The organism is Streptomyces sp. Y7 (genome assembly GCF_043195415.1).
Lineage (GTDB): Bacteria > Actinomycetota > Actinomycetes > Streptomycetales > Streptomycetaceae > Streptomyces.
This window is the reverse complement of the sequence record NZ_JBIDDQ010000041.1, coordinates 44,971-55,644: the sequence shown is the minus strand read 5'-3', so window position 1 is coordinate 55,644 and position 10,674 is coordinate 44,971. Positions and strand designations below refer to the sequence as shown.

13 protein-coding genes are annotated in these 10,674 nt (G+C 72.4%); 11 read left to right on the top strand and 2 right to left on the bottom strand.

Features of this window, described 5'->3' with window-relative positions; translation table 11 throughout:
• Positions 1–506 precede the first annotated feature (506 nt).
• Together ACGFW6_RS43350 and ACGFW6_RS43345 are read left to right on the top strand one after the other, a co-directional pair.
• The gene (locus ACGFW6_RS43350; RefSeq protein ID WP_393522782.1) at positions 507–1,622 is read left to right on the top strand and encodes an alpha/beta hydrolase; all 1,116 of its coding nucleotides are present in this window, start codon (positions 507–509) and stop codon (positions 1,620–1,622) included.
• A gap of 280 nt (positions 1,623–1,902) precedes the next feature.
• Positions 1,903–3,306 (top strand): hypothetical protein, encoded by a 1,404-nt coding sequence (locus ACGFW6_RS43345; protein ID WP_393522780.1) that lies wholly within the window; start codon positions 1,903–1,905, stop codon positions 3,304–3,306.
• Positions 3,307–3,312: 6 nt separating this feature from the next.
• Here the strand turns inward: ACGFW6_RS43345 and ACGFW6_RS43340 are convergent, their stop codons facing one another.
• Positions 3,313–3,726 carry a VOC family protein gene (locus tag ACGFW6_RS43340; protein WP_393522777.1) on the bottom strand — a complete coding sequence of 138 codons (414 nt, stop codon included), beginning with the start codon at positions 3,724–3,726 and terminating at the stop codon, positions 3,313–3,315.
• A gap of 256 nt (positions 3,727–3,982) precedes the next feature.
• On the opposite strand from ACGFW6_RS43340, the gene ACGFW6_RS43335 reads away from it, so the two are divergent.
• The 3 genes from ACGFW6_RS43335 to ACGFW6_RS43325 all read left to right on the top strand — a co-directional run bounded on the left by ACGFW6_RS43335 (position 3,983) and on the right by ACGFW6_RS43325 (position 7,073).
• Positions 3,983–5,581, top strand: a complete 1,599-nt coding sequence (locus tag ACGFW6_RS43335; RefSeq protein WP_030956529.1) for an ABC-F family ATP-binding cassette domain-containing protein — start codon at positions 3,983–3,985, stop codon at positions 5,579–5,581.
• A 335-nt stretch (positions 5,582–5,916) separates the two neighbouring features.
• Positions 5,917–6,138 carry a helix-turn-helix domain-containing protein gene (locus tag ACGFW6_RS43330; RefSeq protein WP_004002281.1) on the top strand — a complete coding sequence of 74 codons (222 nt, stop codon included), beginning with the start codon at positions 5,917–5,919 and terminating at the stop codon, positions 6,136–6,138.
• Positions 6,139–6,269: 131 nt separating this feature from the next.
• Positions 6,270–7,073: an enoyl-CoA hydratase/isomerase family protein gene (locus tag ACGFW6_RS43325; RefSeq protein WP_393522774.1), complete on the top strand. Its 804-nt coding sequence runs from the start codon at positions 6,270–6,272 to the stop codon at positions 7,071–7,073.
• An 11-nt stretch (positions 7,074–7,084) separates the two neighbouring features.
• Here ACGFW6_RS43325 and ACGFW6_RS43320 read toward each other — a convergent pair whose 3' ends face one another.
• Positions 7,085–7,807, bottom strand: a complete 723-nt coding sequence (locus ACGFW6_RS43320; RefSeq protein ID WP_393522772.1) for a nucleopolyhedrovirus P10 family protein — start codon at positions 7,805–7,807, stop codon at positions 7,085–7,087.
• A gap of 88 nt (positions 7,808–7,895) precedes the next feature.
• Between ACGFW6_RS43320 and ACGFW6_RS43315 the strand changes: the two genes are divergently transcribed.
• The 6 genes from ACGFW6_RS43315 to ACGFW6_RS43290 are packed head-to-tail and all read left to right on the top strand — an operon-like array spanning position 7,896 to position 10,673.
• The gene (locus ACGFW6_RS43315; protein ID WP_393522770.1) at positions 7,896–8,369 is read left to right on the top strand and encodes an Asp23/Gls24 family envelope stress response protein; all 474 of its coding nucleotides are present in this window, start codon (positions 7,896–7,898) and stop codon (positions 8,367–8,369) included.
• 45 nt (positions 8,370–8,414) lie between these two features.
• A complete protein-coding gene (locus ACGFW6_RS43310) occupies positions 8,415–8,606 on the top strand; it encodes a hypothetical protein (RefSeq protein WP_393522767.1) in 192 nt (63 codons plus the stop codon).
• Positions 8,607–8,611: 5 nt separating this feature from the next.
• Complete coding sequence (locus ACGFW6_RS43305; protein ID WP_393522764.1) at positions 8,612–9,010, top strand: Asp23/Gls24 family envelope stress response protein; 399 nt, start codon at positions 8,612–8,614, stop codon at positions 9,008–9,010.
• Entirely contained in the window at positions 9,007–9,687 is a 681-nt protein-coding gene (locus ACGFW6_RS43300) for a DUF6286 domain-containing protein (protein ID WP_393522761.1), read from the top strand. The genes ACGFW6_RS43305 and ACGFW6_RS43300 overlap by 4 nt, the downstream gene beginning before the upstream one ends.
• Positions 9,684–10,271, top strand: coding sequence for an alkaline shock response membrane anchor protein AmaP (amaP, locus tag ACGFW6_RS43295; RefSeq protein WP_393522758.1), 588 nt, complete (start codon positions 9,684–9,686; stop codon positions 10,269–10,271). Before ACGFW6_RS43300 ends, amaP begins: the two co-directional genes overlap by 4 nt.
• 42 nt (positions 10,272–10,313) lie before the next feature.
• Entirely contained in the window at positions 10,314–10,673 is a 360-nt protein-coding gene (locus ACGFW6_RS43290) for a low affinity iron permease family protein (protein ID WP_393522756.1), read from the top strand.
• Position 10,674: the final 1 nt, after the last annotated feature.

Genomic DNA, 10,674 nt, shown 5'->3' with positions numbered 1-10,674 from the left:
CAGATGTGCTGTTCGTTGACGCCCGCCGCTGCGGGCGGACACCCCCCGGCACGCCCCCTCCTCGCCGCCGGCGACCACAGCTGCTTCGTGGCGCAGGCCCACCAGCTTTTAGGGGCGCGGGGAACTGCGCAAACGGTCGCGACAACGGCAGTCACGTCACGGCGCAGCCCGCCTGCAACGCCCCTTCTCGGGGGCGCGGGGAACTGCGCGACGGCCGTAACGGCGACGGTCACGTCTGGGCACAGGCCGCCTGCGACGCCCTTCTCGGGGGCGCGGGGAACTGCGCGACGGCCGTAACGGCGACGGTCACGTCTGGGCACAGGCCGCCTGCAACGCCCTTCTTGGGGGGCGCGGGGAACTGCGCGAGCGGCCACGACGGGCCCGCAGTCGCCGGACGGCATGCCGAGGCACCCCCTGGGGCGCGACGCCATCCCCGTCGCACCGCTTCCTCACTCCATCCCGGCCTCCCACTGGCCGCTCCCCCCATCCGCCCGGACACTGGACGGGTGCGCACTGTCAAAGCGACGGCCGCTGCCGTCACCGTGGCCCTGGCCGCCGGCGCTGCCAGCGTCGCCGCCGGGCGGTTCGCCAGTGGCGCCGCGCTGACGGCGCCCCCCGGCAGGCCCCTGCCCACCGAACCCCGTCTCACCGTGCACGCCACGGCCGCCGGCCAGATCGCGCTCACCCGCGACCTGGCCTCCCTGCGCCCCGGCACCTACGGCCTGGCCGGCGACGGCTCGCACGCGGTCGTCGGCCCCGTCCTCGCCGCGGCGAAGCACTCCGCCGACACCGTCGTACGCCGCCTCGAACGCGTCACGCACGGCACCTTCCAGCCCGGCGACAGCGTCTGGCTCACCCCGAACGTCTACGTCGGCAACCCGAGCGCCGCCCTCGGCCTCGACCACGCCGACGTCGACATCCCCGGTGAACTCGGCTCCCTGCCCGCCTGGTTCGTCCCCGGCGCCCGGGACACCTGGGTCATCGCCGTGCACGGCCTCGGCACCACACGCGAACAGGCCATGAACGTCATGCGGTTCCTGAGCGGCCGCCACTTCCCGGTCCTCGCCCTCGCCTACCGCGGCGACCTGGGCGCACCCCGCCCGACGGACGGCCTCAACCACCTCGGTGAGACCGAGTGGCGGGACCTGGACGCGGCGATGCGCTACGCCATGCGGTACGGCGCCCAGCAGCTCGTGCTGCTCGGCTGGTCCACCGGCGCGACCATGGCGCTGCGGGCCGCCGCGCGCTCAGGACTGCGCGACCGGGTCTCCGGCCTGGTGCTGGACTCCCCGGTCCTGAGCTGGGAGACCACGCTCCGTGCTCTCGCCACGGCCCGCCACACGCCCAGCGCGCTGCTGCCGCTCGCGGTCCGCGCCGCACAGGGCCGCACCGGTATGAGCTCCGACGGCCGGGCTCTCGCCGCGCCGGCCGTCCCCACCCTCGTCTTCCACGGCCCCGACGACCGGGTGGCCCCCTGGGACCTGTCCCGCCGCCTGGCCGACGCCCACCCCAACCTGGTGACCCTCCAGAGGGTCGACCGCGCCCCCCACGCGGCCATGTGGAACGCCGACCCGGAGTCCTACGAGGAGTCCCTGCGCCGCTTCATGACGCCGCTCATGTGATGTCCCGGGGCGCCTTGAGACTGCTCGTACGGCCTTCCGGGGACCGTCGCGGTGCGTTTGCGGCGCTCCCCGCGTCCGTGCTGACCGCACCTTTTGCGGAGCATCGACGAGCCGTCCGCACGGCCCCTCAGGCAGCGGTCCGGGGGATTCCGTTTAAGGGCGTACGAGTGGCCTGATATCGGCCCTCAGCTGCTCGCCGGACCCCGTGCGTTGGCCATCCCCGTCGCCCCTCGTGACATTCCGTTTGGGTTTTCGGACCGTCAACCGGAAGACTGCACCCGTGACGTCCCGTATCCCGCGCGACTCCAGGCTTCGACTCGTCCGCCCGCGACCCCTGGCCGCCGCCCCCCGAGCCGTGAACCAGCGGCGCCCCCGGCGCCCCGCCCCACGCCCCCCGGAGGGCACACCGGCCCGCGCCGAGCTGGCCAGAATGGCTCGTTCCGGATTGGCCGCCGCGGCCCGTGTCGCCCACTGGGCCGACACCGCCCTGCGTCCCGGCCGCGGCGGCACCGACTCCGACGGCAGAGGCACCCTCTCCGACGCGACCGCCGAACGGGCGGCCACCGACCTGGGCCTGACCGTGGCTCAGGTGCGCGCCGACTGGGACACCGCGCGGCTCGCCGGTCTCGTCGAGGTGCACGGCGACAGCGCCCGCCCCGGCTGGCGACTGCGCGCCTGGGACCGCGACGACAGTGCCGTACTGCGCGGCTGGGTGGCCCTCTTCGACGCCTGGTCGCTCGCCCACCCGGAACCCGACCACTTCGAGCACGGCGCCGTCGCCGACGTCGTCTCGGCCCTGCCCCAGGTGCTCTCCTTCCTCCAGCTGTCCGCCGGGCCCGTCCCCGTGGAGCAGCTGCTGGACCTGCTGGAGCAGCGCGTCACGGAACTGCGCACCGAGCGGTGCGAGATTCCCTACGGGCCGCGCCCCGAGCCGATCACCGCCCCGGCCGCCGTCGTGGACACGCCCCTCGCCCCGCTGCTGGACTGGGCCCTGCACGCTCTCTCCTCCGTCGGCGCCCTCACCTGCGGTGACGGACAGGCCACGCTCACCCCGCTCGGCAGCTGGGCCGTCTGGGTCAAGCTGGAGCAGATCTGCGTCGCCGCCCAGAGCCCCGCCGGGAACATCGAGCAGGCCGCCGAGGACATGCTGCGCGGCTGTGCCCAGCTGCGCCCGAACGCCGCCCGTGACGAGTACCGCGCCTGGCTCGCCGCCCGCCCCGTCGGCAGCGCCGTCACCGAACTCCTGGTCGCCGCCCGCGGCGACGACGCCCTCCTGCGCGGCCTCGCCTTCGAGGCGCTGCGCGTCGTCGGCGCCCCCGCCGAGCCCGACGTACGCGCCGTCGTCGACGAGCCCACTCTGCGCCCTTACGCCCTGCTGTGGCTGGCCGAGCACGACGGCGTCGACCCGGAGGACGCCCACGAGGTGCTCACCCGGGAAGAGGCCACCTGGCTGTGGGTCGACACCGCCGCCGCCGTCACCGACCACGGCGAGGCCCCGATGCTGGTGCGGCACCTGGAGTCCGCGCTCCAGCCGACCGTCCCCGCGCTCCTGGACGCGATGCGTGCCGTGGGGCACCCCCGCACCGTGCAGGTCCTGGTCGCGCTCGCCGCCGCGCACCCCGACCCCGCCCTGGCCAAGGCGGTGCGCCGCGCCGCCTTCCAGGTGCACACCGGGGGGAGCTGAGGGGGCCTAGCCCTTGATCTCGGGGGCGTAGGTCCCGAAGCTCCATACGTTGCCCTCGAGGTCCCGGGCCATGTAGTCCCGCGAGCCGTAGTCCTGGTCCGTCGGGGGCATCAGGATCTCCGCGCCGTGCTCCACGGCCCTGCGGTGGTGTGCGTCGACGTCCGCCACGACGACGTACACCCCGGTGGTGCCCGAGTCCTTCATCACCTTGTCGAAGGCGCTGCCGGTGCCCTTCGAACCGAGCATCACCGCGCCGTTGCCCTGTGCCAGCTCGGCGTGCGCCACCTTGCCGTCCTCGCCCTCGTACACCGCGAGTTCCGTGAACCCGAAGGCCTCCGTAAGCTGTTCGATCGCCGCTTTCGCGTCCTTGTACAGCAGCGTCGGGTAGATGCTCGGACGCCCCTCACCGGTGCCTGTCATGCCGATCACCCCTTTGTGATCCCCACCTCTGATGGATGCGCCCAGTCTGGCAGCGACCACTGACAACGGCCCGCGAACCGAACGCACACCCCCCGAAGTGCCGTACGTCACGGCAGGGCGCCCGAACACCCGATCCCAGAAAAAGTGGTTGCACGGCCCCGTTAGACTGGCCTCATGGCCATTCTCCTCGCGCATTAGACGGCGGGAACGTCCTCAGCCGCCCATCCCGCCACCTACCCCTGCCTGGAGTCTGTCCGTGATCTCCGCCTCCGGTATCGAGCTGCGCGCCGGTGCGCGCGTCCTCATCGAGTCCGCGACCTTCCGCGTCGCCAAGGGCGACCGCATCGGCCTGGTCGGCCGCAACGGCGCCGGCAAGACCACTCTCACCAAGTGCCTCGCGGGCGAGGGCATCCCCGCCGGCGGCAACATCACCCGCTCCGGCGAGGTCGGCTACCTCCCGCAGGACCCCCGCACCGGCGACCTCGACGTCCTCGCCCGCGACCGGATCCTCTCCGCGCGCGGCCTGGACGTACTGATCCGCAAGATGCGCGACAACGAACAGCGCATCGCCAACGGCCAGGGCGCCACCCGCGAGAAGGCACTCAGGCAGTACGAGCGCCAGGAGACGGAGTTCCTCACCAAGGGCGGGTACGCAGCCGAGGCCGAGGCCGCCACCATCGCCGCCGCGCTCAACCTGCCCGACCGGGTGCTCGGCCAGCCGCTGCACACCCTCTCCGGTGGTCAGCGCCGCCGTATCGAGCTCGCCCGGATCCTGTTCTCCGACGCGGACACCCTGCTGCTCGACGAGCCCACGAACCACCTCGACGCCGACTCGATCGTCTGGCTGCGCGACTACCTGAAGACCTACCGCGGCGGCTTCATCGTGATCTCCCACGACGTCGACCTGGTCGAGACGGTCGTGAACAAGGTGTTCTACCTGGACGCCAACCGCGCCCAGATCGACGTCTACAACATGGGCTGGAAGCTCTACCAGCAGCAGCGCGAGGCCGACGAGAAGCGCCGCAAGCGCGAGCGGCAGAACGCCGAGAAGAAGGCCGCCGCACTGCACTCGCAGGCCGACAAGATGCGCGCCAAGGCCACCAAGACGGTCGCCGCGCAGAACATGGCCAAGCGTGCCGACCGGCTGCTCGCCGGGCTCGAAGCGGCACGCGTCTCCGACAAGGTCGCCAAGCTCCGTTTCCCGGAGCCGGCGCCCTGCGGCAAGACCCCGCTGACCGCCGAGGGCTTGTCGAAGTCGTACGGCTCACTGGAGATCTTCACCGACGTCGACCTGGCGATCGACAAGGGGTCCCGGGTCGTCATCCTCGGCCTCAACGGTGCCGGCAAGACCACCCTGCTCCGGCTCCTCGCCGGTGCCGAGCAGCCGGACACCGGCGCCGTGATCCCCGGCCACGGCCTCAAGATCGGCTACTACGCGCAGGAGCACGAGACCCTCGACCCGGAGCGCTCGGTCCTGGAGAACATGCGCTCCTCCGCGCCCGACCTGGACCTCGTCGAGGTCCGCAAGGTGCTCGGTTCGTTCCTGTTCTCCGGTGACGACGTCGACAAGCCGGCCGGTGTCCTCTCCGGCGGTGAGAAGACCCGCCTCGCCCTCGCCACCCTCGTGGTGTCGTCGGCGAACGTGCTGCTCCTCGACGAGCCGACGAACAACCTCGACCCGGCCAGCCGCGAGGAGATCCTCGGCGCGCTGCGCACCTACAAGGGCGCCGTCGTCCTGGTCACCCACGACGAGGGCGCCGTCGAGGCGCTTCAGCCGGAGCGGATCATTCTGCTGCCGGACGGCGTCGAGGACCTGTGGGGCGCCGATTACGCGGATCTCGTCGCCCTCGCTTGATCGAATGCGTGATCAACAGGCTATGGATCATTCGGCCCATCGGTGATCCATCATCTGTGTGAGATCTCCTCGTACCGAGGTGTGTGCTACATCGAATTCGCGGCCGAGTCCTTTATCGACAAGGGCTCGGCCGTCGTGCTGCCCTGACCTGGGCCTTCGTGAAAGAACCCGTTCGGCCGTACGGACAGAACAGGTCGGAATTCGAGATTCCGCATGTGGGGATGTGCTCCTGTCGTCACAACCATGTCTCACGGACCTTGCCGAATGGGTGGCCATGAAGGCCCGGAGGGGTGATCATGAGGAGACCAGAGCGCACTTCCCATGAGGAGGCACGGGTGGCCGAGACTCTGAAGAAGGGCAGCCGGGTAACCGGCGCCGCGCGCGACAAGCTCGCGGCAGACCTGAAGAAGAAGTACGACTCCGGTGCGAGCATTCGGGCGCTGGCCGAGGAAACCGGTCGCTCGTATGGCTTCGTTCACCGGATGCTCAGCGAATCGGGCGTCACGCTCCGTGGGCGTGGCGGGGCGACGCGGGGCAAGAAGGCCGCATCGTCCTGAGCCCGGGCGGCCCATCGGCTTCGATGGTGGCCACCCGGTCGGTCGGTTGACTGGCCGGGTGGTTACTGTGCAGTCACTTAGTGGGTGCCTCTCCGGCATCCCGGAATGACCGCACGCATCGGAGGCACCGCATGGCTTCGCCCGACCAGGAACTCGCTCCCCTGCTCGACAAGAACGGCGTACGGCTCACCGTCGACGGCGCGATCGCCACGGTGACCCTGACGAACCCGGCCAAACGCAATGCGCAGAGCCCCGCCATGTGGCGGACGCTCGCGGAGGCCGGGCAGATCCTGCCGGGCAACGTGCGGGTCGTGGTGCTGCGCGGCGAGGGCCAGGCCTTCTCCGCCGGACTCGACCGGCAGATGTTCACCCCCGAGGGGATCGAGGGCGAGCCGTCCTTCGTGGAACTCGCGCGCAGCAGCGACGGTGAACTCGACGCTGCCATCGCCGAGTTCCAGGACGGCTTCACCTGGTGGCGGCGCAACGACATCGTGTCCATCGCCGCCGTGCAGGGCTATGCCATCGGGGCGGGCTTCCAGCTCGCGCTCGCCTGTGACGTGCGCGTCGTCGCCGACGACGTGCAGTTCGCCATGCGCGAGACCAGCCTCGGCCTCGTGCCGGACCTGACGGGCACGCATCCGCTCGTCGGACTGGTCGGCTACGGCCGCGCGCTGGAGATCTGCGTGACGGGGCGCTTCGTGCTGGCCGAGGAGGCCGTGAGCAGCGGCCTCGCCAACCTCGCGGTGCCCGCCGACCAGCTCGACGACGCCGTACGGGATCTGGCGGGGGCGATCGTCGCCGCGCCGCGCGACGCCGTCATCGAGACCAAGGCGCTGATCCGTGGCGCCGTGGACCGTACGTACGACGAGCAGCGGGGCGCCGAGCGCGCCGCGCAGGCACGCCGGCTGCGGGATCTGGCCGGCCTCGGCGAGTAGCACGAGGGCGGTCAGCCGACGGCCGTCACCAGCACGGCCACCGTCGGACGGTCCGTCAGTGCCTCGTGCACCCTTCTGCGGACCTCCCGGGCCACGTCCAGGGCCCGGTGGTCCCCGCTCACCGCGATCTCGACCCGCACATGCCGGTGCGGCAGGGCGGCCGTGCCCTGCCGCTCCTCGATGTGCGCCGGGTGACCCAGCCCGCCCAGGGCGGCGGTCAGCCGGCCCACCCCCGGCACCGCCAGCGCCGCCGCGGCGACACGTTCCTCGTCGGGGTTCGCGGGCTCGGCGGCGGCCGCCGGCTCCGGCGGCCGTACGGAATCAGGCTCGGCCTCCTCGTCGAGCAGGGCCGTCACCCGTAGGTCCACCTCCGTCACCCTCAGGCCGAGGCGTTCCCTCGCCGCGGCCGTCAGCAGTGCGCGCAGCCGGTCCGCCGCCATCGGCAGCGGTTCGGCCGGCGTCGCCGCGAAGTCGGCCGTCACCCGCAGCGGGCCCGGCGGCAGGGCGCTCGGCGGTGCCGGTACGGCCGCCTCGTGGGTGTCCTCCGGGTCGCTGAGCGCGATCCGCAGCGCTTCCACCCGTACCCCGCGCACGTCTCCGGCCGCGCGCCGCAGGACCGCCGCGGCCGCCTGCTCGAAGATCCACGCGCCGTCGGTGGCGCCCCCGAGCGGAAGCAGCCTCCCGAGCCTCACCTGCTGCCGGACCGCCTGAGTCCACCTGTCCGCCGTCGTCATTCCTCCAGCCTGCCCCATCCCTGAAGCGCGGTGCGGCAACCGCGCTTACGGTGGTCGAAGGAACGAAAGGCCGAAGGGACGGACGGCGATGACCGACACGGAGCAGAACCGGACGCAGAACCCTGAGGAGATGGCGCAGTCGCGCCGGACCACCAAGCGTGGTGGCGGCGACCCGGCCGGCCGAGGGCGGACCACCATCGCCGACGGTGTCGTGGAAAAGATCGCCGGAATGGCGGCCCGCGACGTGGTCGGCGTGCACGCCATGGGCAGCGGGATCAGCCGCACCTTCGGCGCCGTACGGGAACGGGTACCCGGCACGTCGAAGTCCGTGACCCGTGGCGTCAGCGCGGAGGTCGGCGAGGTGCAGACCGCGCTCGATCTGGAGATCGTCGTCGACTACGGCGTGTCGATCGCCGACGTGGCACGCGCCGTTCGGGAGAACGTCGTCGGCGCCGTCGAGCGGATGACGGGCCTGGAGGTCGTCGAGGTCAACATCGCGGTGAGTGATGTGAAGCTTCCCGAGGAAGAGGAAGAAGAGCCGGCGCAGCCCCGGATTCAGTGAGCAGGGACGCGGTGAGGCGCCGGCGGCAACCGATCGGAGGGCATCATGAGCATGGCCGTGGTCGGCATGATCGCCGGCATGGCGCTGGGCTTCGCCGGGTACTTCGGCGGGTTCGGAGCCTTCCTGCTGGTGGCGGCCCTGGGCGCCGTCGGCCTCGCCGTCGGCCGGTTCGCGGAGGGGGACTACGAACTCGGCGACTTCTTCCGCCAGCGTGACGGCCGGCGCGAACGGCGGTGACGTCCGTGAGCGCCCAGGCCGCGGACCCGGGCAGGCCTTCGCCCGTCGTCCCGGCCGGTGACCGCGGGGCGACCAGGATCGCCGACCGGGTCGTCACGAAGATCGCCTCCCAGGCGGCCCGCGAGGCCGTGGGCCGGCTGCCCAAGGACGCCGCCCGCGCCTACGCCCATGTCGCCGTCCGCCCCCAGGCGTCCCAGGGGACCGCTGTCGAGGCCGCCCGGGTCCGCGTCCACGTCGAACTCGACTACCCCACCGACATCGGCTCCCGGTGCGCGGCCGTGCGTCGGCGGGTCGTGGAACGGGTAGGCGCGTTGGTGGGCATGGAGGTGCCGGAGGTCGCCGTGCACGTGGAGCGGCTGCACCCGGCGCCCGGACAGGGCGCGGCACAGCGGAGGACGCGATGAGCGAGTCCCAGGGGTCCGAGGGCGGCACACAGCCACTTCCGGTTCTGGAGAAGGAGGCCGGCCCGGAGCCTCTCGACCAGTCGGCGTCGGCGGCGGACTACGAGCCCCCGGCCGTGCTCGACGGCGAGGGCGGCCGTGAGCGCCGCTTCTGGTCGGCCCGCCGGATCCCGGCCGCGATCACCGCGCTCGTGCTGCTGTTCCTCGCGGTCGTCTTCCTGTACGACATCGCCTCGGTGCGGGCCGGCCGGCCCCCGATGGCCTGGCGCCGTGAACTGGCCCACCAGCTCGCCGAGCGCCCCCTCGACGACATCTGGGTACTGGTCGGCGCGGGCGTCGCCGCCGCCCTCGGCCTGTGGCTGCTCGTGCTGACCGCGACGCCCGGCCTGCGTCAGGTGCTGCCGATGCGGCGCACCCACGCCGACGTACGCGCCGGCCTCCACCGCGACTTGGCCGCCCTCGTCCTGCGCGACCGGGCCATGGAGATCTCCGGCGTCCAGTCGGTCCGGGTACGGATGAAGCGGACCAAGGCCGACGTCCGCGCGGTCTCGCACTTCCGCGACCTGGACGACGTACGCGCCGACCTGGACGCCACGCTCGCCGACGCGATCAGGGGCCTGGGACTGTCCCGCCCGCCGGCGCTGTCGGTGCATGTCCGCCGGCTCGGACGGAAGGGGTGAGGGCCGTGCTCAGGGTCGTCAACCGGCTGCTGATCGGGTTCGTCGGACTGGTGCTGCTCGTGCTCGGCGGCTCGGTGCTCGCCGTCGGTCTGGGCGCCCCGGCGCCCTCCTGGTGGATCCACGACGACCGCCACGACGTGCTGCTCAGCGACGCCGAGCGGACGCGCTGGCGCGACGACGGCTGGTGGTGGCCGACGGTCATCGCGGTCCTGGTGGTCCTGGTCCTGCTCGCTCTGTGGTGGCTGACCGCGAACCTGCGCCGGCGCCGCCTCACGGAGGTCCTCGTGGACACCGGGGACGGCGAGGGCGCGCTGCTGCGGGGCCGGGCCCTGGAGAGCGTGCTGGCGAACGAGGCGGCGGGCCAGGAGGGCGTCCAGCGCGCCCATGTGCACCTGACGGGCCGGCGCAGCACCCCGGAGACCCGGGTACGGCTCCTGCTGGCGCCCCATGTGAACCCGGGGACGGCGTTGAGCGACCTCACCGCCCAGGCCCTGGCCCACGCCCGCACCTCGGCGGGCCTGGCGTCACTGCCGGCGGAGGTCCGCCTGAAGGGCGTCAAGCACGGGGCCGAAAGGGTCAGTTGAGACGACGTGGTCGCCCCGGCCACCGCGTGGAAGGCAGCGCCCATGACGGTTCGGCATCCCGCCGCGCAGGCGGGCGGACGGTTCAAGCGTCTGTCCGAGGCGGCGGCCCACTTCACCAGCTCCCTGCCCTTCTACCTCCTGTGCGTGGCGCTGGTGTGCTTCTTCATCGTCGCGCACGTGGCGGGACTGGGGGACACCTGGCTGTTCCTGGCCGGGGACATGATGACCGCGGTGACCCTGCTGCTCCTGGCCCTGCTGAAGAACTCCGAGCAACGCGCCGAGCTCGCGATCCAGCGGAAACTGGACGCCATCGCGGCCGCGCTCCTGGAGGAACGTGAGGGCAGGACCAGCGAGGCCACCGAGGATCTGCGGCGAGCCATCAGGCTGGACGAGGACGTCTGAG